The organism is Pseudolabrys taiwanensis (assembly GCF_003367395.1).
GTDB classification, from domain to species: domain Bacteria; phylum Pseudomonadota; class Alphaproteobacteria; order Rhizobiales; family Xanthobacteraceae; genus Pseudolabrys; species Pseudolabrys taiwanensis.
Map to the genome: position 1 here is coordinate 3,467,666 of NZ_CP031417.1, position 20,461 is coordinate 3,488,126.

Annotated in this window: 16 protein-coding genes and 2 tRNA genes; 10 read left to right on the top strand and 8 right to left on the bottom strand. The window is 64.5% G+C overall.

The features are described from left to right. Positions 1–72: 72 nt before the first annotated feature. The 3 genes from DW352_RS16505 to DW352_RS16515 form a co-directional block, all read right to left on the bottom strand. On the bottom strand, positions 73–1,599 hold the full coding sequence (locus DW352_RS16505) for a class I adenylate-forming enzyme family protein (RefSeq protein WP_115692364.1): 1,527 nt from the start codon (positions 1,597–1,599) through the stop codon (positions 73–75). Between the two features lie 115 nt (positions 1,600–1,714). Further along, positions 1,715–2,983, bottom strand: coding sequence for an acyl-CoA dehydrogenase family protein (locus tag DW352_RS16510; protein WP_115692365.1), 1,269 nt, complete (start codon positions 2,981–2,983; stop codon positions 1,715–1,717). A gap of 13 nt (positions 2,984–2,996) precedes the next feature. Continuing rightward, complete coding sequence (locus DW352_RS16515) at positions 2,997–3,770, bottom strand: alpha/beta fold hydrolase (protein WP_115692366.1); 774 nt, start codon at positions 3,768–3,770, stop codon at positions 2,997–2,999. 347 nt (positions 3,771–4,117) lie between these two features. Between DW352_RS16515 and DW352_RS16520 the strand changes: the two genes are divergently transcribed. From DW352_RS16520 to DW352_RS16530, 4 genes are all read left to right on the top strand, one after another. Continuing rightward, positions 4,118–4,597: a MarR family winged helix-turn-helix transcriptional regulator gene (locus DW352_RS16520; RefSeq protein ID WP_115692367.1), complete on the top strand. Its 480-nt coding sequence runs from the start codon at positions 4,118–4,120 to the stop codon at positions 4,595–4,597. A gap of 190 nt (positions 4,598–4,787) precedes the next feature. After that, positions 4,788–4,943 (top strand): hypothetical protein, encoded by a 156-nt coding sequence (locus tag DW352_RS26860; protein ID WP_162827007.1) that lies wholly within the window; start codon positions 4,788–4,790, stop codon positions 4,941–4,943. 11 nt (positions 4,944–4,954) lie between these two features. Beyond that, entirely contained in the window at positions 4,955–6,181 is a 1,227-nt protein-coding gene (locus DW352_RS16525) for an efflux RND transporter periplasmic adaptor subunit (RefSeq protein WP_115692368.1), read from the top strand. Between the two features lie 7 nt (positions 6,182–6,188). After that, on the top strand, positions 6,189–9,359 hold the full coding sequence (locus DW352_RS16530) for a multidrug efflux RND transporter permease subunit (protein ID WP_115692369.1): 3,171 nt from the start codon (positions 6,189–6,191) through the stop codon (positions 9,357–9,359). 6 nt (positions 9,360–9,365) lie between these two features. Here the strand turns inward: DW352_RS16530 and DW352_RS16535 are convergent. Next, positions 9,366–9,442, bottom strand: a tRNA-Arg gene (locus DW352_RS16535). A 461-nt stretch (positions 9,443–9,903) separates the two neighbouring features. Here DW352_RS16535 and DW352_RS16540 point away from each other — a divergent pair. Next, on the top strand, positions 9,904–12,246 hold the full coding sequence (locus tag DW352_RS16540) for a xanthine dehydrogenase family protein molybdopterin-binding subunit (RefSeq protein WP_115692370.1): 2,343 nt from the start codon (positions 9,904–9,906) through the stop codon (positions 12,244–12,246). 42 nt (positions 12,247–12,288) lie between these two features. Here the strand turns inward: DW352_RS16540 and DW352_RS16545 are convergent. Beyond that, positions 12,289–12,365, bottom strand: a tRNA-Arg gene (locus DW352_RS16545). Between the two features lie 207 nt (positions 12,366–12,572). Beyond that, positions 12,573–13,664, bottom strand: a complete 1,092-nt coding sequence (locus DW352_RS16550) for a Bug family tripartite tricarboxylate transporter substrate binding protein (RefSeq protein ID WP_162827008.1) — start codon at positions 13,662–13,664, stop codon at positions 12,573–12,575. A gap of 146 nt (positions 13,665–13,810) precedes the next feature. Here DW352_RS16550 and DW352_RS16555 point away from each other — a divergent pair, with 146 nt between their 5' ends. Further along, positions 13,811–14,290, top strand: a complete 480-nt coding sequence (locus DW352_RS16555; RefSeq protein ID WP_115692372.1) for a RidA family protein — start codon at positions 13,811–13,813, stop codon at positions 14,288–14,290. Between the two features lie 17 nt (positions 14,291–14,307). On the opposite strand, the gene DW352_RS16560 is transcribed toward DW352_RS16555, so the two are convergent. Beyond that, positions 14,308–15,555 (bottom strand): MFS transporter, encoded by a 1,248-nt coding sequence (locus DW352_RS16560; protein WP_245434149.1) that lies wholly within the window; start codon positions 15,553–15,555, stop codon positions 14,308–14,310. 206 nt (positions 15,556–15,761) lie between these two features. Between DW352_RS16560 and DW352_RS16565 the strand changes: the two genes are divergently transcribed. After that, positions 15,762–16,718 carry a DUF6282 family protein gene (locus DW352_RS16565; RefSeq protein ID WP_115692374.1) on the top strand — a complete coding sequence of 319 codons (957 nt, stop codon included), beginning with the start codon at positions 15,762–15,764 and terminating at the stop codon, positions 16,716–16,718. Positions 16,719–16,753: 35 nt separating this feature from the next. On the opposite strand, the gene DW352_RS16570 is transcribed toward DW352_RS16565, so the two are convergent. Beyond that, entirely contained in the window at positions 16,754–17,293 is a 540-nt protein-coding gene (locus tag DW352_RS16570) for a VOC family protein (RefSeq protein WP_115692375.1), read from the bottom strand. A 182-nt stretch (positions 17,294–17,475) separates the two neighbouring features. Here DW352_RS16570 and DW352_RS16575 point away from each other — a divergent pair, with 182 nt between their 5' ends. From DW352_RS16575 to DW352_RS16585, 3 genes are all read left to right on the top strand, one after another. Further along, complete coding sequence (locus DW352_RS16575; RefSeq protein WP_115692376.1) at positions 17,476–17,973, top strand: MarR family winged helix-turn-helix transcriptional regulator; 498 nt, start codon at positions 17,476–17,478, stop codon at positions 17,971–17,973. Between the two features lie 194 nt (positions 17,974–18,167). Beyond that, the gene (locus DW352_RS16580; RefSeq protein ID WP_162827009.1) at positions 18,168–18,923 is read left to right on the top strand and encodes a thermonuclease family protein; all 756 of its coding nucleotides are present in this window, start codon (positions 18,168–18,170) and stop codon (positions 18,921–18,923) included. A 51-nt stretch (positions 18,924–18,974) separates the two neighbouring features. Next, complete coding sequence (locus tag DW352_RS16585; protein WP_245434150.1) at positions 18,975–20,414, top strand: M48 family metalloprotease; 1,440 nt, start codon at positions 18,975–18,977, stop codon at positions 20,412–20,414. Positions 20,415–20,461 lie beyond the last annotated feature (47 nt).

Genomic DNA, 20,461 nt, shown 5'->3' on the forward strand with positions numbered 1-20,461 from the left:
GGCGCTCGGCCGTAGGCCGAGCCTCGAAGGGTGCGGTGGCCGTCATCCTTCGAGGCTCGCTACACTCGCACCTCAGGACGACGGGACTGCTGTTGTCGTTTGTTCTTTCAGAATGAAATGTTGCACCTTGCCGAGCGCGTTGCGCGGCAAGGTATCGACGAAGACGATTTCGCGCGGCACCTTGAAGCGCGCGAGTTGGCTGTTCAAGTGCGCGATCAGCGTTGCGGCATCGCAGGTCTCGCCGGCACGGCGCACGATGAACGCGACCGGCACCTCCTGCCATTTCGGATCGGGCTTGCCGATGACCGCCGCCTCGGCAACAGCGGGATGCTCGTGCAACACGCGCTCGACCTCGGCGGGATAGATGTTTTCGCCGCCGGAGATGATCATGTTTTTCTTGCGGTCGTGAATGTAGAAGTAGCCGTCGGCGTCGCGCGTGCCGATGTCGCCGGTATGATACCAGCCGTTGCGCAGCACCTCGCTGGTCGCCGCCTCGTTTCCCCAGTATTCGAAGAACACGTTGGGCCCGCGCACCACGACCTCGCCCGCTTGGCCCGCCGGTGCCTCACGGCCTTTGTCGTCGACGACGCGCGCCTCGCAATAGAGGCCGGGCAGACCGGTCGATTCCTTGCGCGAGAGATCGCCGCCGGCGCGAGTATAGACCGCGACCGGACACGTCTCGGTCGAACCGTAAACCTGCAACACCGGAATGCCGCGCGCTTCCACCGCCGCGATCAGCGGCACCGGCACTTGCGTCGAGCCGGTCGAGACCGCGCGCAGGCTCGACAGATCGGTCGCCGCCCAGGCGGGATGATTGACGATCGCCTGGATCGTCGCCGGCACCAGCACCGTCAGGGTCGGCTTGTCCGCGGCAATGGCGGCGAGCGTCGCGTCCGGCGCAAAGCGCGCGTGGATGGTGACGGTGGCGCCGAGATGCAACGCCGGCGTCGTCTGGATGTTGAGCCCGCCGACATGGAAGAACGGCAGCACCGTGAGGATGTGATCCTCAGCTCGCAGGTCGTGCATGTGCTGGCTCATCACGCCGTTCCACAGCAGCGCTTCCTGCCGCAACACCGCGCCCTTCGGCCGGCCGGTGGTGCCGGACGTGTAGACCAGCAAAAGCGGGCAGCTTTCATCGATGTGCGGATTGCGGCCGTCGCCCGAACCGGCGGCAAGCAGCGCGTCGAACGTGCCTTCCGCACCGGTCGCCTCGCCCAAGCCGACGACGCGGATATCCGGCAGCGCCTCTTTCAGCGGCGCCAGCACGGCCGCGAACTCCTGCTCGACGATCAGCACTTTCGCCGAAGCATCGTTGAGGATGAACACCTGCTCCGGGATCGCCAGGCGCCAGTTGAGCGGCAGCAGCATGGCCCCCAGCCGCGCGCAGGCATAGAGCGCGACGAGATAGTCGGGATGATTGAGGCTGAGGATCGCGACGCGATCGCCACGGCCGACGCCGAGCCGCGATTTCAGCGCCCGCGCCGCCTGCGCCACACGCGTCGCGAACGCGCCATAGCCGAGCGAGCGGCCGGCGAAGCGCAGCGCCGTCTTGTCCGGCGTGAACGCGGCGTTGCGGTCGATGAGATCGGAGAGGTTCATAAAGGGCCTGCGACAATCTCGGCGTCATGCCCGGCCTTGTGCCGGGCATCCACGTCTTCCCTACACTAGCAAAGACGTGGATGGCCGGGACAAGCCCGGCCATGACGAAGAAACGCTACTCATCCTTCTCACCCGGCTCGTACAGCGACTCGCGGCCGATGCGGTCGACGCAGATCTCCGACGTCCACGGCAGCATCAGCGCGCCGCAGCGGCTGTCGCGATAGATGCGCTCCAGCGGCAGCGACTTCAGCATCGACTGCCCCCCGCAGGTGCGGATCGCCTTCACCGCGATGGCGTTGGCGTTCTCCATCACGGTGTGCTGCGCCGCATAGGCGCGCAACACCTGCTCCTTCGTCGGATTGGCGCGCGCCTCGGTAACCGCCTGGAACCACAGCGCCTTGGTCTGCTCGAGCATAATGCGCATCTCGGCGACGGCAATCTGCTTGGTCGGATACATGCGGCGCTTGACCGGCGGCATGCCGGGCAGTTCGCCGCGCAAGTACGAAACGGTGAAGTCGTAGGCCGCCTGAGCGAGGCCCATATAAGTCGGCGTCAGCGTCATGAACATGTGCGGCCATTTCGACGCCGCCTGGAAGTAGACGCCGTGCGGCATCAACATCGCATCTTCCGGCACGAACACGTCCTTGAAGATCAAGGTGCGCGAGACCGTGCCGCGCATGCCGAGCGGGTCCCACTCGCCGACCACCGACACGCCCGGCGCATTGGCGGGTACGCCGAGATAGAGCGTATTGCGGCGGCTCGCCGCCTCGCCTTCCGCCCGCTCGGTGCAAAGCACGCCGTAATAGTCGGCCGACCCCGATAGCGAGGCGAAGATCTTCTTGCCGTTGATGACCAAGCCGCCGTCGACGGGCTTGGCTTCGGTGCCGAAGGCAACGGCGCCGGCCGCCGCGGCGCCGCCTTCCGAGAACGGCTGCGCGTAGATGGCGCCATCGTCGATGATGCGCTTGTAGTGAACGCGGCGGCGCGCGATGTGCGCCTTGCGATCCTCCGGCGTCATGTCGAGATCGTCGGACAGCGGGCCCGACCACAAGGTCGAGCACACATGCATGTTCCAGGACAGCGCGGTGGCGCCGCAATAGCGGCCGAGTTCGGCGGCGGTCAGGCAATAGGTCTGGAAGTCGGCGCCAAGGCCGCCGTCTTCCTTCGGAATGCAGATCTTGAGCAACCCTTCCGGATGCATGTCGCGGAAGTTTTCGATCGGGAACGTCGCCTCGCGGTCGTGCAAAGCCGCGCGTGGCGCAAGCTTCGCCTTTCCGAAACGACGCGCCTTGGCGATCAGCTCGGCTTGCGCGTCGGTGAGACGAAAGGCATCGGGCGCGAAGATCGGCGCATCCTGATCGTGACTGTCGAGAGGCTTGTTCATCGCTCTACTCCACTCAGGCGGCGCGCGGCAGCGCCTCGCGCAGGAAATCGAAAATGGCGGTATTGAAGGCCTTCGGGTCTTCCAGGTTCGGCATGTGGCCGAGACCGGGCAGCACCGTGTAGCGCGCACCGGGAATCTTCGAGGCCATCTTTTCCATCACCGGCGGCGGCGCATTGTTGTCGAGCGAGCCAACGAGGCACAGCACCGGCGCTTTGATCTGACCGAGATTGCCGCGCTCGTCGAAACCGACCAGGCACTGCACGGCCGCGCGGTAGGTGCGCGGCGAAATCGATCCCATCACCTCGATCAACAGAGCCCGGTTCGTCGGATCCGCGTTCGGACCCATCAGCTGCTTGGCGACGCCCTCGGCCATGTCGGCCATCGTGCCGCCCGCATCGAGCGGCGCCAGGCGGTCGGCGACGAACTTCTTCTGGAAATCGCCGCTTGGATTGCCGAAGGCCGGGCTCGTGCCCGACAGCACCGCGGCGCGATAGCCATCCGGCCGGCGGCGCAAACACGTCTGCGCGATCATGCCGCCAAGCGAATGGCCGACGATCACCGGCCGCTCGAGCTTGCGCTCGTCGATCGCCGCTTCGACGTCGGCCGCCAGCATGTCGAACGTCATGGCATCGACCGGCGGCCGCGCGCCGTAACCGGGCAGATCGAGCGCCACGGGCTCGTACCCGGCGGCCTTGAAGCCGGCGACCTGCGGATCCCACAGCTTTGCCGCGCCGCCGATGCCTTGCAGGAAGACGACCGCAATCGAACCCGCCGCGGATGTGCTCATGACCGGCTACGCTCCTTGCGACCCGAGATGCGCTCGGCACACGCAATAAGAAGATGAAGGGAAAGCCTGCCCATTCCGCGGGAGCGGCGCAATGCGCCTAAAGCGGATGCCGAACGGCTGTGGCGGCCAGCAAAGCCGGCGGGCAGATCAACGTCTCGACCACTCAATGGCGGAATCGCCATGCGGCACCGAAGCATCACGATAACTTGCCGGCATTATTTCATGGGTTAATATATGAAAAATCATGTATTGTAAAGTCATGTATCGGCCTTGCCGGCGCCCTGCATGGACGCTTGCCGACGGTCGCGTTATGGTCGCGCGCATCGACAGCGAGACGAAAGACGTCCATGGCGGCTCTATCGGCGACGAAGACGGCGAAGAAGCCAACGCCTCAACCCGACGGCGGCCGTTTCCCCGAGGACTATCTCGGCTATCAGCTGGCCCGCGCCAGCCATCTCGTCACGTCGAGCTTGCACGATCAGTTCGCCGGCTATGGCGTGTCCGTTCCGACCTGGCGCATCCTGACCTCCGCGCTCGGAAAGCGGCGCACGATCACCGAGATCGGCCAGCTCGTGCTGATGAAGCAATCGGCGCTGAGCCGCGCACTCGATAGGCTCGAGCGCGATGGCCTCATCCTTCGCAAGCGTTCGGAGACCGAGCGACGCTTGGTTTACATCGAGCTGACACCCAAGGGACGCAAGCAGGCGGAGCAACTCCGCGCGACGGCCGCGCTGCATGAAAAGAGGATCCGCCAATCGTTATCGGCGGCCGACCTCAAGCAGCTTGGCCTTTTGCTCGATCGCGTGATCCTCGCGCTCGCCGATTAAGGCGAGCCCCCTCGAGCGGCGCGGACACGATCCACGCCCCGCATCATGCGACAGGACGTCGCTCATGCGCCGCTAACTCGTGTCGCGCACGTCCGTTGTTGACGCAAAAGCATGCGATGCCCGAAGGATCGGGCGACAAATTCATTTTGGTCCAAGTGCACAACGGCCCGATTGCCTAAGAGCAAACAGCGTGCCGATTCCGATTCATTTTTGCGTGATTGTTTCTGCGTCCATGCGCCGCAGCAACGAAATGTTGCATTGCAATAACCCGCCACAATGTTTTGGTTCGGTGTTCATCGCCCGCCGACTCGGCGGCGATGGTGGGGCTTTCCCTTATTTCGAATAGGAGCAACTCGTATGACGACTCGGGTACGGGCGATCTCTGGTTGGATCGCTCTCGCTGGCGCTTTGACTTTGCTCGCCGGCTGTGACGAGCCGTCGGCGGTGGCGGAGACAGCGGAGACGAAAGAGGCACCAGCCGAGGTCAGCGTGCTGACGGTGCAGCCTGGACCGCGCCCCTACATTCGCGAATTGCCCGGCCGCATTGCGCCGACGCGCATCGCCGAGATCCGCGCGCGTGTGGCGGGCATCGTCATGGAACGGACCTTTACGCAAGGTGCCGACGTGAAGGCCGGCGACATCCTCTACCGCATCGATCCCAAGCCCTTCGCCGTCGAGCTCGACGTCGCCGAGGCGGCGCTCGCCAAAGCAGTGCCTGAGTTCGAGAACGCCACGCAGCAGGCGCAACGCATGTCGCGCCTCATCGGCACGCAAGCCGTTTCGCAAGCGGAGTATGAACGCGCGATTACCGTCAAGCGCCAGGCCGAAGCCGACGTCGCAGCGCGGCGCGCCGACGTCGCGCGCGCCAAACTCAATCTCGAATACACGAATGTGCGCTCGCCCATCAGCGGCCGCGTCGGCAAGGCGCTGGTCACCGAAGGCGCCTATGTCGGCCGCGACGAAGCAACGCATTTGTCGACAGTGCAGCAGCTCGATCCGATCTATGCCGACTTCACGCAGTCGGTCGGCGAGTTGCAACAATTGAGGCGTGAACTCGCCGCCGGCACGGTCGAGCAAGCATCGGCCGATGCGGCCAAAGTGAATCTCGTGCTCGATGACGGCACCATCTATCGCTATTCCGGCAAGCTCCTGTTCTCCGACGTCACCGTCGATCCGAGCACGGGCCAGGTGACGTTGCGCGGCGAGTTCCCAAACCCCAACCACGAGCTCCTGCCGGGCATGTATGTGCGGGTGCAGGTCGTGCAGGGCATCGACCCCGATGCGCTCAGCGTGCCGCAACAGGCCGTGCGCTTCAACGACACCGGTAACAGCGAAGTCCACCTCGTGCGCGACGATAACCGCACTGTCGTGCAACCGGTCCGCCTGGGCCGCCTCATCGACAATAACTGGACCGTCGAAGACGGACTGAAGCCGTCCGACCGCGTCATCGTCGAAGGCTTCCAGAAATTCGCACCCGGCGACGTCGTGCGGCCGGTGCCGTGGCGCACGACGACGGCGGAAGCGGCGGAAACGAAGGACCGCGCCCGCGAAGCCGGCGCGCCGCCGCAGTCCGTCACGCGCTGATATCCCGATGCCCAGCTTTTTCATCGATCGGCCGATTTTCGCGGTCGTGGTCGCGCTCTTCATCTGCTTGGGCGGCGTGCTCGCGATTCCGTTCCTCGCGATCTCGCAGTATCCGATCATCGCGCCGCCATCGATCGCGATCAGCACGAGCTATCCGGGTGCGTCGCCGGAGAACCTGTACAACAGCGTCACGCGCCTGATCGAAGAAGAACTCAACGGTGCCGCGGGCATCCTCAATTTCGAGTCGACCAGCGACTCGCTCGGCCAGGTCGAGATCACCGCCAACTTCGTGCCCGGCACCGACTCGAACATGGCGTCGGTCGAAGTGCAGAACCGCATCAAGCGGGTCGAGGCGCGCCTGCCGCGCGCCGTGATCCAGCAAGGCATCCTGGTCGAGGAGGCCTCCAGCGCGGTGCTGCAGATCATCACCTTGCGCTCGACCGACGGCAGTCTCGACGAGGTCGGCCTCGGCGACTTCATGGTGCGCAACGTGCTCGGCGAAATCCGGCGTATTCCGGGCGTCGGCCGCGCGACGCTGTTCTCGACCGAACGTTCGCTGCGCATCTGGCTCGATGCCGACAAGATGGTCGGCTACAATATCACCGCCGACGACGTGACCCAGGCGATCAACGCCCAGAACGCGCAGGTTGCCTCGGGCGCGATCGGCGCCGAACCCAGCCGCCGCTCGCAGCCGGTTTCCGTCATGGTCCTGGTCAAGGGCCAGTTGTCGAATCCCGACGAGTTCGGACGCATCGTGCTGCGCGCCAATCCGGACGGATCGACGGTACGGCTGCGCGACGTCGCCCGCATCGAAGTCGGCGGCATGGGTTATCAGTTCACGACGCGCCTGAACGGCCAGCCGGTCGCCGGCCTGTCGGTGCTGCTGGCGCCGACCGGCAACGCGCTCGCCACCGCGAACGCGGTGCAGGCGAAGATGGCCGAACTCGCCCGCTTCTTCCCGACCAACATCAAGTACGAGATCCCCTACAACATCACGCCGGTCGTCGAAGCGTCGATCAAGAAGGTCATCATGACCCTCGTCGAAGCGATGGTGCTGGTGTTCCTGGTGATGCTGCTGTTCCTGCAGAACATCCGCTACACCATCATTCCGACCCTGGTCGTGCCGGTCGCCCTGCTCGGCACCTGCCTCGTGCTGCTGCTGCTCGGCTTCTCGATCAACATGCTGACCTTGTTCGCCATGGTGCTGGCGATCGGAATCCTGGTCGACGACGCCATCGTCGTCGTCGAGAACGTCGAACGCATCATGTCGGAGGAAGGGCTGTCGCCGCGCGCCGCGACACGCAAGGCGATGAGTCAGATCACCAGCGCGATCATCGGCATCACCTTGGTGCTGGTGGCGGTGTTCATCCCGATGGCGTTCTTCCCCGGCTCGGTCGGCATCATCTATCAGCAGTTCTCGGTGACGATGGTGGCGGCGATCTCGTTCTCCGCGTTGATGGCGCTGTCGCTGACGCCGGCGCTGTGCGCCACGCTGCTCAAGCCGGTCGAGGCCGGCCACCACCATACGCAGCGCGGCCCATTCGGCTGGTTCAACCGCGGCATGGAGCGCGCGAAGGACGGCTATGGCGGCGTGGTGCAGTGGACGCTGCGCCGCGGCGGCCGCCTGCTGATCATCTACGTCGCCGTCGTCGCGGCGACGGGCTACGCCTTCGTGCGCCTGCCATCGGGCTTCCTGCCGATCGACGACCAAGGCTTCATCACCACCGACGTGCAGACGCCGTCGGAAGCCTCCTTCAATCGCACGCTCGAAGCCGTCAAGCAGACCGAGGCGTTCCTCGCCAAGCGCGAAGGCATCGACACCGTCACCTTCCTCACCGGCTTCAGCTTCCTCGGCCAGGGCGCGAATACGGCGCAAGCCTTCATCACGCTCAAGGACTGGTCCGAACGCAGCGACAAGGATTCCGCCGGCAAGATCGTCGACGACATCAACCGCCGCCTGTCCGGCGTGCGCGACGCCAAGATCACCGCGCTCGAGCCGCCGCCGATCGACAACCTCGGCAATTCCAGCGGCTTCAGCTTCCGCCTGCAGGATCGCGGCCAGAAGGGCTATCCTGAGCTCATGCGGGCCAAGGACCAGCTCCTGGCCTTGGCGAACGCCAGCCCGGTGCTGCAGGACGTTTATGTCGAAGGTCTGTCGCCGGCGCCGCAGGTCGAATTGGTGATCGACCGCGAGAAGGCGGCAGCGCTCGGCGTCACCTTCGAGCAGATCAACAACACCGTCTCCACCAATCTCGGCTCGGCCTACGTCAACGACTTCCCCAACCGCGGCCGCATGCAGCGCGTGATCGTGCAATCCGACGTGCCGGACCGCATGCAGGCCGACGAGATCCTCAACTTCAATGTGCGCAACAGCCAGAACCGGCTGGTGCCCTTGTCGTCCTTCGCGACCCTCAAATGGTCGCTCGGACCGACCCAGATCGTCGGCTTCAACTACTATCCGTCGGTGCGCATCAGCGGCTCGGCCAAGCCCGGCTACACCAGCGGCGACGCCATCGCCGAGATGGAGCGCCTGGCGGGCCGGTTGCCCCGCGGCTTCGGCTTCGAATGGACCGGCCAGTCGCTGCAGGAAAAATCGGCCGGCGCGCAGGCGCCGTTCCTGCTTGGCCTGTCGGCACTGGTCGTGTTCCTCTGCCTTGCCGCGCTGTACGAGAGCTGGTCGATTCCGATCTCGGTGCTGCTCGTGGTGCCGCTCGGCATCCTCGGCGCGGTTGTGGCCGTCATGCTGCGCGGCTTTCCGAACGACGTCTATTTCACCATCGGGCTGCTGACGATCATCGGCCTCGCCGCCAAGGACGCGATCCTGATCATCGAATTCGCCAAGGATCTGCGCGACCGTGGCATGCCGCTGGCGGAAGCGGCCCTCACCGCCGCGCGGCTGCGCTTCCGGCCGATCCTGATGACCGGCATCGCCTTCGTCTGCGGCGTCGCGCCGATGGTGATCGCCTCCGGCGCCAGCGCCAAGAGCCAGCAGGCGCTCGGCACGGGCGTGATGGGCGGCATGATCGCCGTCGTCATCCTGGCGCTGCTGATGGTGCCGCTGTTCTTCGTCGTCGTGCAGAAGTTCTTCGGCCGCAAGGAAGACGCCGGGCGCGAAGCGGCGGAGGCCGGCGGCCTCAGCCGGCTCGACGAGGCGCCGCAGAGCGGCGAAACGCGCTAGGGAGACTGGCGGTCCCGAGAGGATTCGAACCTCCGACCTTCGGTTTAGGAAACCGCTGCTCTATCCAGCTGAGCTACGGAACCGCCTTCGCGATGTCGCATGGCCGGCTCCGAAGAGCATCAGCGTCGTGAACAGTTTATGCCGCCCGCTGCGCAAAGGCGGCCGCGCAGTGGCGCCGCGCGCGATGGTCGCGCCGACGCCCGGGCGCTATCGCACGCCGGAAGTCCGCTTGACATTTAAATGATCGCGCTCAAAAATGAGCACGATCATTTTTATCCGCGAGTCAGCGCGTCGAGAAAATTGTGACGGCCAGGCCACTTACGAACCGGCACGCGGGCGGGGAGGTAGTATGTCTGCGGCGGCCGGCCGCGTGCAGCAACGCGTCCAAATCGCGCTGCAGCGCCCACAAACCAAAGCTCCCGTAAATGGACACGTCGTTCGGCGTTGCAAATCGCCAAACGGGCAAATGCTCGTAACGCGCTTACGAGTCCGCTGCCGGCCGGAGCCGTCCAGCCGATAAACGAGGGATGTACGGGAGTAAGGGATGACGAAATTCGGCATCGGCCAGGCTGTTCGTCGCGTCGAAGATCAACGCTTCCTGACCGGCGCCGGCTCATACGTCAGCGATATGGAATTACCCCGGCAATGCTACGGCGTTGCCGTCCTGTCGCCGCATGCGCACGCGGTGATCAAGAGCATCGATGTCGCCGCGGCCCGCTCGGCACCGGGCGTCGTCTGTGTCCTGACTGGTGCGGATGCGGCGGCCGATAGTATCGGCGGCATTCCTCCGCATTTCATGCCGGACTCTTGGGGCGGACCGAAGGGCTTCGCGACAATTCGCCCGGTGTTGCTAACCGACCGCGTGCGCTGTCTGGGAGAACGGGTCGCATTCGTCGTCGCGGAAACCGAAGCGCAGGCGCGCGATGCCGCCGAGCTCGTGCAGATCGACTACGAGCCGCTGCCTTCGATCGTCGATATCGAGGCGGCAGCGAGCCCTACGGCGGCGAAGATTTGGGAAGAGTGCGACAACGGCAATATCGGCGCCACGATCGCCCTCGGCGATAAGGCGGCCACCGATGCGGCCTTTGCCGCGGCGAAATACGTGGCCAAACTCAAATTGCACAACAATCGCGTAACGGCCAGTGCGATCGAGCCTCGCGCTGCGATCGGCGCCTATGACGCTGCCAGTGGCAGCTACACGCTCTACACCACCTCGCAGGATCCGCACGGAGTCCGAAGCCTTTTAGCGTCCGCTGTCTTCAATAATCCAGAATCAAAGATTCGGGTGATCTCGCCCGACGTCGGCGGCGGATTCGGCATGAAGGCCAATCTATATCCCGACGACGTCCTGGTGCTGTGGGCATCAAAGCGTTGTGGACGCCCCGTCAAATGGACCGCGACCCGCTCCGAAAGTCTGATGTGCGATACGCATGCGCGGGATCAGATCGTCTACGGCGAGCTGGCGCTGGACGAGCACGGCAAGATCCTTGCTGTGCGTGCCAAGGCTTACCAAGCGCTCGGTGCCTATTGGTGGGCCGCGGTTACAGCCCCGCTGTTCTTTTCGCTGCTCATGATCCCGAGCGTCTACGACATCCAGACGATCGACCTGAGCACCAACGCTGTCTTCACCAACACTGCGCCGACGTCTGTGTATCGTGGGGCCGGCCGGCCGGAAGCGATTTACTTCATTGAGCGCATGCTCGATCAGGCCGCCCGTGTAACCGGCATCGACCGGGTCGAGTTGCGCCGTCGTAATCTCATAAAGCCCGGCACGCTGCCCTATCACACGCCGACGCACCAGAACTACGACAGTGGCGAATTCGAGCGGCTGATGGATCGCTGCCTGGAACTCGCGGACTGGAACGGGTTCGAATCGCGTCAAGCAGCGAGCAAGACCAAAGGCAAGCTGCGCGGCCGCGCCGTGACGCCCTACGTCGAGATCGCCGGCGTCTTTAACGACCGCATGGAGCTGCGCTTCGACGCGAGCGGTACGCTGTCCATCATTGCCGGCACCCATTCACACGGGCAGGGCCACGCCACAGCGTTCGCCCAACTAGTGTCCGAATGGTTGGGCGTGCCTTTCGAGTCGATCCGCTACATTCAGGGCGATACCGAGAAGGTCCCGGTCGGACGCGGCACGTTTGCGGCGCGCAGTTCGATGGTCGGCGGCTCGGCTCTTCGCGTGGCGGCCGACGGCATCATCGCCAAGAGCAAGGCGATGGCTGGCGTGCTGATGGAAGCTGCCGTCGACGATATCGAGTTCAAGGACGGCAACTTCACCGTCAAAGGCACCGATAAGACCATCCCGCTGACCGCGGTCGCCAAGGCATTCTTCGCGCCGGCCGGTCCGGTGATCAAATTCGGCCTGGGGCTCGATGCCGCCGGCTCTTATTCCGGCGTCCCGGGCGGCGCCCCCAATTATCCCAACGGCTGTCAGATCTGCGAGGTCGAAGTCGACCCAGAGACCGGTCTTGTCATCATCGATCGTTTCGCCGCGGTCGATGATCTTGGCATGATCATCAATCCACTCATCTGCGAGGGACAAATCCAGGGCGGCATTGCGCAGGGCGTCGGACAGGCGCTGATCGAGAACATCGCCTATGACTCGTCCGGACAATTGGTCACCGGCACGTTCATGGATTACGGACTTCCGCGCGCTCATGACATGCCCCACATCGTCTCGGCCTTGGAAGAAGTGCCGGCCAAGACCAATCCGCTCGGCATCAAGGGCATCGGCGAGTCCGGCACGATCGGCGCTCCGCCGACGATCGTCAATGCGGTGCTCGATGCACTTCATCCGCTAGGCGTCGAGAACATCGACATGCCGCTGACGCCCTTGCGCGTGTGGGACGCAATTCAACAGGTCCGACGCACGACGGCCGACTGAAGGGTATGGGACGGATTAAAAACGAAACATTATCTGAAATCATGGCGGTCCCGAGAGGATTCGAACCTCCGACCTTCGGTTTAGGAAACCGCTGCTCTATCCAGCTGAGCTACGGGACCCGCGCGCGGGTGTCTAGCACAGCGGCGGCGGCGGTGCATCCCCGACACCGCCGTGCTCCGCCGGTTTGCGTCGCGGGTCGAGCGCGCCCTTGCGGCGCCCGGCGCGGCCGACCGGTGCCCGCTCGCGTCCGGGGCCCGCACCCGGCATTGGACGCCCGGCATGCCCAAGCGCGAACAGGGGAGGAGAACGCCAATGCGGATATTCAATTATTCGATCTGGATGCCGCTGGCCTTCACTGCTTTATTCCAGGCATCGATCTCGGACACCAGCAGGGTCTTCAAATAGTCAGCTGATCGGCGGTCGCCAGCGATCGGGGACGCGCCGCTCTTTTGCAGCCGCTCGACGACCTGCGGATTGTTCAAGACCTTGTCTATCGCCCCGTCGAGTTTGCCGACGATGCTGGCCGGAACGCCCTTCGGGAAGAACAGGCCGGTCCAGAAATACGATTCGGCGCCGGACACCCCCTGCTCCCGTGCCGTCTTCAAATCCGGGAACAATGGAGAACGCTCGCTCGTCAATTGCGCGATCCCGTTCGCCGTGCCGCCTTCAATCGGGCCGATCGCGCCTGCTCCGGGCGCGCAGAGATAATCGATACGTCCTGCCATTAGATCTTGGAGGGCCGCCGCGGATCCGCGGTACGGCACATGAATAGGCTCCACACCCATCGCCGCATTGAGCCGCGCGCAAGCGAAATGCGATCCTCCGCCGACACCCGACGAGCCGAACTGCATCTTCGCGGCGTTGTGCTTCGCGTAAGAGGCAAACTCTTGCAGCGTGTGAGCCGGCAGGTCTTTTCGCGTGACCAGTACGATTGGCTGGTCGACGACAAGGCCGATCGGCGTGAAATCACTGAGCGGATTGTAGGGTGGCTTTTTGTGCAGGGCTGGCGCGATCGCCATCGAATCAACGCTTGCGAGAACAAGCTGGTATCCGTCCGGAGCCGCTTTCGACACTCGCGCCGTGCCGGTCATGCCGGCAGCGCCGGCCACGTTCTCGACGATGACTTGTTGGCCGAGCTGTTCGGAAAGGGCGGCTGCGAGTACGCGGCCGACCGTATCGCTTGCGCTGCCCGCGCCGAATGGGACGACCATCGTGACCGGCCTTGTGGGCCAATCTTCCGCACTGGATGGACCCGACAACACAAGAGCTGTCAGCATCAATCCGCCAATCATCGCAACACGCGGCGCTACCGCCATAGCCAACGCTCCTCCGGTCGTGACGTCAAAGCTTGAGCCGATCGCCACATCAATGAGGGCGCAAGCCATTTCGGGGGATTTTGCAAGCAAGCGCCATGCCATCCCTCTTGTCTCATTCCATGCAGAAGGCGGTCTTGCGCGTAGCGGCCTTTTGTTGAACCCGTCACCAAATCCGCCGCGTCGACGATTGTTGCGCCGGCTCGCGCGGCACGGCATGGATGGCGCACGACCCACTCAGGATATGCCCCATGACGATCGCACAACGCTTGACGGAACTCGGCCTCGTATTGCCGCCGCCGCCGCGCATTCCTCCGGGCGTCGTGCTGCCCTTCGGCTGGGTGCGTGTGTGTGACGGGCGCGCTTTCATCTCCGGACACGGCCCGACGGAAGCCGACGGCAGCTTCGCGATGCCGCTCGGCAAGGTCGGTCTCGACGTGACGCGCGAGCAAGCCTATCGCGCGGCGCGTCTCACGGGGCTTGCCATCCTCGGCAGCTTACACCGCGAACTCGGCAGCCTCGACAGGATCCGTTATTGGGGCCGCGTATTCGGCATGGTGGCGAGCGCCCCCGGCTTCCAGGAGATGCCGGCGGTCATCAACGGCTTCTCCGACCTAATCATCGAAGTGTTCGGACACGAGCGCGGCCAACACGCTCGCTCGGCGGTTGGCGTCGCCGAGCTGCCCTTCAACATTCCGGTCGAAATCGAAGCGGAAGTCCTGTTGGACTAGGGAGCAACGCGCCTGTCTCAGGCGAGTTGCTGACCCTTGCGCTCCCGGATCAGGATGATCGTGGCGACGATGTCGATCGCCCAGACGACGACCAGCAGACTCAGCGCGATGGAAAGCGAGTACTGCGTCGACAGGATGCCGACGACGAGCGGTCCGAAACCGCCGACGCCGCGGCCGACATTGAACAGAACGTTCTGCGCCGTGGCGCGGGCGCGCGTCGGATAGCTCTCCGATATCAGCGCGCCGTAGCCGCCGATCATGCCGGACAAAAAGATGCCGGTCACGCCGCCGGCGATCAGCAGCAGCGTCGGATCGCTCAGTTGCGGATAGACGAGCGCCATGACCAGCGCACCGGCCTGGAAGACAATGAACAGCGGCTTGCGGCCGACACGATCGGCCAACTGGCCGAAAATAACCATGCCGACCATGCCGCCGATCACGGTGACAGCCGTCCACAGCGAGGAGCGGGTGAGGCTGAAGCCGAGCTGCGTCGACAGATAGGACGGCAGCCAGATCATCATCCCATAGTAACCGAAATTCTGCACCGAGGTCATGATGCCGATGCCGATCGTCGCGCGCGTCGCCTCGGCGTCGGCGAAAAGATAGCGATAGGGATTGTCCCCCCGCGGCGCGGCCTTCTGGGCATTCACGAACAATTCCGGCTCGTGGAGATAGCGGCGCAGCGCGAAGGCGAAGATCGCCGGCACGAGGCCGACGCAGAACATGCCGCGCCAGCCGATCACGGGCAGCAGTAACGGCGTGAGCAAGGCCGCGGCCAGCACGCCGCACTGCCATCCGAGCGCGACGTAGGACGATGCGCGGCCGCGCTTATGCGCCGGCCAGGCTTCGGCAACGAGCGCCATGCCGATGCCGAATTCGCCGCCAAGGCCGATGCCGGCAATGGTGCGATAGATCAGGAGGTCCCAATAGCCCTGCGCCAGTGCGCAGAGCCCGGTGAAGACCGCGAACAGCAAGATGGTCCAGGACAACACGCGCACGCGCCCGAACCGATCGCTCGCCGCGCCGACGACGAGACCGCCGATGACGGCCCCGATCAGCGTCCAGGTGATCAACGAGCCAGCTTCCGAGCCCGTGAGAGACAATCCGGCGACGATCGCCGGCAGCATGAAGCTGAGGATGAGCAGGTCGAAGCCATCCATCGCATAGCCGACGTTCGACGCAATGAGCGCCTTGCGCGCATAAGGATCCACAGTATCGACACCCGCGCGCGGGGCGCCCGAAACGGGCGTGGCTTCGACCGACATCATTTCTCTCCAGGCCAGACCGGCGGGCGAGTAATGGCATGTGACATTTGGGTGAACAAGGTTCCCGCAGCGTCGGCCTGAAGTTCCTTTGGCCATGCTCCGGCCAATCCATGAGCGTCTCGCGTCCTGCGTGTGCTCCGGCTTGACAACAAACAGCGGCTTTCGCGTACAACAGCCGAAAGGCTGAAGCATTTGCGAGGTTGATCATGAAGGCGCTGCCCAACGTCGACGGCAAGACGGTCATCGACATGCATTGTCACATCGGCCCCGAATTTCTGCGCCGCAAATACAGCGCCGAAACGCTGGCCGCGGAGGCGCGGCGGGAGGGCTTCGGCGTGGTCATGAAGAACCACTTTCAGCCGACAACGGGCCAAGTGAGCCAGCTGCGCCGGCCGGACGACAAGGTTGCCCTGGTCGGTTCCGTCGCTCTCAATTTCGGCTGCGGCGGCGTCGACGATCATGGCGTGCGCGCTGCATTGTCCGGCTGGAAGCGTGACGTGACGGCCGCCGATCCGGATCCCGAACGTTTCGTCGTCTGGATGCCGACTTTATGCTGCGAGGCGCATCTGCGGCTCTACAATCGCCGCGACATTTCGACGGCCTGGGGCGTGAAGCCCGAATACACGAAGTTCTATGCCGAAGGCACCGGCTATACGCTCGATCCCGCCGACAGCGACAAGATGACGGCGCTGCGCCGCGCGCTGCAGGTCGTGCTCGACCACGATCTCATTCTTGCCACCGGCCATTTCGATCACGATGAGACGCTGACCGTCGTCAAGGTGGCGTATGAGATGGGCATCCGCCGCATCATCATGACGCATCCCCTCTTCCAGGCGACCGAACTCGAACCCGAAACAATGAAGCGCATGTGGGAGATGTACGGCGCCTACAGCGAACTCGCCTTCGTCAACCTGGCGATGGATAACCTCACCTACGATCAATACATCGCCGTCATCGAGGCGGTCGGCCCGCAGGGCGTGATCCTCTCCTCGGACGTCGGTCAGATATTCTCGCCCCCGGTCGGCGAGGCGCTGCGCGAGTATTTCACCGAACTGCAGAAACATGGCGTCAAGGAAGACGACATCGTGCAGATGTCGGTTCTGAACACCAACCGGCTCCTTTTCGACAAGATCGAAAGTTCCGCGCTGAAGAAGTCTGCTTAGTAAAGCTGCGGGCGGTTTGCGCCGCTCGCGCTCCGCTAGGCGTCGGCGAATTCCTTCTGGTGCAGCCAGGCGGCGTGGCGCGGCGGCTTCTTGGTGCGGCTCCATTCCTCGATCATCGCCGGAGCGACGGCTTTCAGCCGCTCCAGTTCCTCGGGCGTCGTCGTCCAGGTGGCGACTTCGAGCCGGTGGCCACTCGGATCCTTGAAGTAGATCGACTGGAAGATGCTGTGGTCGGTCGGCCCGACCACCTCCAGCCCCGCCGCCTCGGCGTTGGCCTTGGCCTCGTCGAGCGCGGCCATATCCTTCACCGTGAAAGCGATGTGCTGCGTCCAGTCCGGCGTGTTGGGGTCGCGGCCCATCGGCGGCGAGTTCGGCAATTCGAAGAAGGCGAGAATGTTGCCGCCGCCGGCGTCGAGGAAAATGTGCATGTAAGGGTCCGGCGCCTTGGTCGAGGGCACCTTGTCCTCGGCGATGGCGCCGATCAGGTCCATGCCGAGCACGCGCTTGTAGAACGCGACCGTTTCCTTGGCGTCCTTGCAGCGATAGGCGACGTGGTGGATCTGTTCGACTTTCATGGCGCGGTCCTCCGGGTGTGGGCGTCTTGTCCCGCCCTCGTCTTGCCCGCCATATAGTAACAAATGTTACTAATTGTCAATGCCATTCCCGGGCGCCGAAAATCCGGCCATAAAGCCGCAAGGAGGCCGGCGCGCGGGCTTCCCTCGCGATCGATGCCAGCCACGCCTATCGGACCGGGACCATGAGCAGCGGAAAGTCGTCACGCAAAGGAAAGCTGGAAGAAGCGCGCGCGCGGTCATTCGACCTGGCGCGCTTCATGCCCTACCGGCTGGCGGTATTGGCCGACGACGTCTCGGCGACGATCGCTCAGGTCTATGTCGATCGTTTCGATCTGACGCGCGACCAGTGGCGCATCCTCGCCTGGCTCGGCAATCACGCCGAGATGCAGGCCAAGGAAGTCGGCCGCCATGCCGGCCTCGACAAGATGCAGATGAGTAGAGCTCTGGCGCGGCTCGAAGAGAAGAAACTCGTTGCGATCAAGCCCGATGCGCAGGACCGCCGCGGCAACATCCTGCAACTGACCAAGCAGGGGCGCGCCCTCTACGACAAGATCACGCCGCTGGTGACGGCGCGCGAAGATTATCTCTTGGCCGCGCTGACGCCGGACGAAGCCGCCGCGCTCGATAGCATCATCGCCAAGCTGCGCCAGCAGGCGCTCACACTGAAAGCAGGCGCGTAGCCGACGCCGGGGGGTGATCCGATGAGACCGAATCGCGGCGCCACCCCGTCACCCTAACGTGCGAGCCAATGGGTCCGCGCAAAGCGCGGTCCGATGACAGGCTCCGCGAGCCTCTTGCCGCAAGCAACATTCGACGCTGCATTGCAGCGCCGTGGCCTGTTGACGATCCCGCCGGCGGCCCGACAATCGTGCACATGAAGACGGTCGAACGCATCGCGCTCTGCCTCGTGACCTCGCTCGCCGGCACAATGGCGCACGCGGCCGAGGAGCCATGCAGGCTGACGCCGCTCGGTACGGCGGAAGTGGCCGCCGTGCGCGACGGCCGCACGCTGATGCTCAAGGACGGCCGCGAACTGCGGCTTGTCGCGATCGAGGCCGGCGACGAGAGTCGCGCCGCGCTGGAGGCTGCCATCGGCGGCCGATCGCTGCGGCTGGCGGCCTTGGGCGAGGCGAAAGACCGTTACGGCCGGACTGTGGCCTTCGCCTTCGCCGGCGAGGAGCCGCAATCGGTCCAGCAGGCGCTGCTCGCGCAAGGGCAGGCCCGGGTGGCGGCCCGGGTCGGCGACAAAAGCTGCGCCGACGGCCTGCTCGCCGCGGAGCGCGAGGCCCGCCGTGCCGGCCGTGGCCTCTGGGCCAATCCCAATTTTGCCCCTTTGCCGGCGGAAAATCTTCGCAGATTGGAGGCTGAGCGGGGGCGTTTTGTGCTGGTCCAGGGCAAGGTCTTGTCGGTCCGCGAAAGCGGCGGCACCATATATATGAACTTTGGACGGCGCTGGACACAGGCGCTCACTGCGACCATGTTGCGGCGCGACGCGAGGCGTTTCGCGGCGGCGGGTGTGGAGGCGAAGCGGCTGGAGGGTCGGCGCGTGCTGGTGCGCGGATGGCTGGAACAGCGCAGCGGGCCGACCATCGAATTGACCGCGCCGGAACAGATCGAGCTCGCCGAGTAACAGAGTGAAATTGCAGCCATGGTGGCGGCGGCGGCGGTGACAGTACGGGCAATGCGGGCAAGGCGAACACGCGCGGCCGCCTGCCTCCTCGGCCTCTTGCTGCTCGCTGGTTGCGCCAGCTCACCCGACTTGAAGCAGGTGTCGCTGCCGGTGCCTCAGCCGAGCCCGGCGCCGAAACCGACGGCTGCCCAGCGCGAGAATGCGCGTATACTCGCCTCTTACGGCGGCGCCTACGAAAATCCGAAGCTGCAGTCGCTGATCGAGCAGACGGTGGCGAAGCTTGTTGCCGCCTCGGAGCGGCCCGAGCTGAAGTACCGGGTCACGCTGCTCAACTCGCCGGCCATCAATGCCTTCGCGCTGCCGAATGGCAGCCTCTATGTCACGCGCGGCCTCGTGGCGCTCGCCAACGACAAAGCCGAACTCGCATCGGTGCTCGCGCACGAAATGGGGCACGTCATTGCCCGTCACGCCGCGATCCGCGAAGAGCAGGCGCGGCAGGCGGCGATCATCAGCCACGTCGTCAGCGATGTGCTCACCGACCCGAACGCCGGCGCGCTGGCGCTCGCCAAATCCAAGCTGACCCTGGCGAGCTTCTCGCGCGCGCAAGAATTCGAAGCGGACGGCATCGGCGTCGGCATGTCGGCGCGCGCCGGTTTCGACGCATTCGGCGCGTCGCGCTTTCTCGCCAGCATGCAGCGCAATGCCGAATTGAGGTCAGGGCAAACCGACCCGCGCGCGATCGACTTCTTGTCGTCGCATCCGGGCACGGCTGACCGCGTCAAGAACGCGCTCGCCAACGCCCGCCAATACAGCGCTCCCGGCGGCGGTATCCGCGATCACGCCGAGTATCTCGACGACCTCAACGACATGGTCTACGGCGAAGACCAGAGCGAAGGTTTCGTACGCGGCCGGCGCTTCGTGCATCCCAAGCTCGGATTCACCTTTACGGCTCCGCCGGGCTTCACGCTCGACAATACGGCGCAGGCGGTGCTCGGTCTTAAGGAAGGCGGCGGCGAAGCGATGCGCCTCGATGTCGTCAGCGTGCCGGCGGAACAGCCGCTGACCGCTTACCTGAAATCCGGCTGGATGGACAAGGTCGATCCCGCCAGCATCGAAGACATCACCATTAACGGCTTCCCGGCAGCAACGGCGACGGCGGGTGGCGACAACTGGTCATTCCGGATTTACGCCGTGCGCTTCGGCAGCGACGTTTACCGCTTCATTTTCGCGACCAAGAGCAAGAGCGCGCAGATCGACCGTCAGTTCCGCGACTCTGTGATGACGTTCCGGCGCCTCAGCTTGCAGGAAAGCAGTCAGATTCGTCCGCTACGGCTGCAGATCGTGACCGTCGCCGACGGCGACACGCCGGAAAAATTCGCCCAACAGATGGCGGTGCCCGACCGGGCGCTCGATACATTCCGGGTGCTGAACGGACTTGGGCCAAACGACAAACTTACGCCCGGCATCAAGGTAAAGATCGTCGTCGAGTAAGCGACGCCGTCCCTCCCGAAGATTGAACCAGGCCGTGTGGAAATGAA

What these genes read in the sequence shown, in the direction of transcription:
- DW352_RS16505 (WP_115692364.1), bottom strand. Translation starts at nt 1,599, where the DNA reads ATGAACCTCTCCGATCTCATCGACCGCAACGCCGCGTTCACGCCGGAC.
- DW352_RS16510 (WP_115692365.1), bottom strand. Translation starts at nt 2,983, where the DNA reads ATGAACAAGCCTCTCGACAGTCACGATCAGGATGCGCCGATCTTCGCG.
- DW352_RS16515 (WP_115692366.1), bottom strand. Translation starts at nt 3,770, where the DNA reads ATGAGCACATCCGCGGCGGGTTCGATTGCGGTCGTCTTCCTGCAAGGC.
- DW352_RS16520 (WP_115692367.1), top strand. Translation starts at nt 4,118, where the DNA reads ATGGCGGCTCTATCGGCGACGAAGACGGCGAAGAAGCCAACGCCTCAA.
- DW352_RS16525 (WP_115692368.1), top strand. Translation starts at nt 4,955, where the DNA reads ATGACGACTCGGGTACGGGCGATCTCTGGTTGGATCGCTCTCGCTGGC.
- DW352_RS16530 (WP_115692369.1), top strand. Translation starts at nt 6,189, where the DNA reads ATGCCCAGCTTTTTCATCGATCGGCCGATTTTCGCGGTCGTGGTCGCG.
- DW352_RS16540 (WP_115692370.1), top strand. Translation starts at nt 9,904, where the DNA reads ATGACGAAATTCGGCATCGGCCAGGCTGTTCGTCGCGTCGAAGATCAA.
- DW352_RS16550 (WP_162827008.1), bottom strand. Translation starts at nt 13,664, where the DNA reads ATGGCATGGCGCTTGCTTGCAAAATCCCCCGAAATGGCTTGCGCCCTC.
- DW352_RS16555 (WP_115692372.1), top strand. Translation starts at nt 13,811, where the DNA reads ATGACGATCGCACAACGCTTGACGGAACTCGGCCTCGTATTGCCGCCG.
- DW352_RS16560 (WP_245434149.1), bottom strand. Translation starts at nt 15,555, where the DNA reads ATGTCGGTCGAAGCCACGCCCGTTTCGGGCGCCCCGCGCGCGGGTGTC.
- DW352_RS16565 (WP_115692374.1), top strand. Translation starts at nt 15,762, where the DNA reads ATGAAGGCGCTGCCCAACGTCGACGGCAAGACGGTCATCGACATGCAT.
- DW352_RS16570 (WP_115692375.1), bottom strand. Translation starts at nt 17,293, where the DNA reads ATGAAAGTCGAACAGATCCACCACGTCGCCTATCGCTGCAAGGACGCC.
- DW352_RS16575 (WP_115692376.1), top strand. Translation starts at nt 17,476, where the DNA reads ATGAGCAGCGGAAAGTCGTCACGCAAAGGAAAGCTGGAAGAAGCGCGC.
- DW352_RS16580 (WP_162827009.1), top strand. Translation starts at nt 18,168, where the DNA reads ATGAAGACGGTCGAACGCATCGCGCTCTGCCTCGTGACCTCGCTCGCC.
- DW352_RS16585 (WP_245434150.1), top strand. Translation starts at nt 18,975, where the DNA reads ATGCGGGCAAGGCGAACACGCGCGGCCGCCTGCCTCCTCGGCCTCTTG.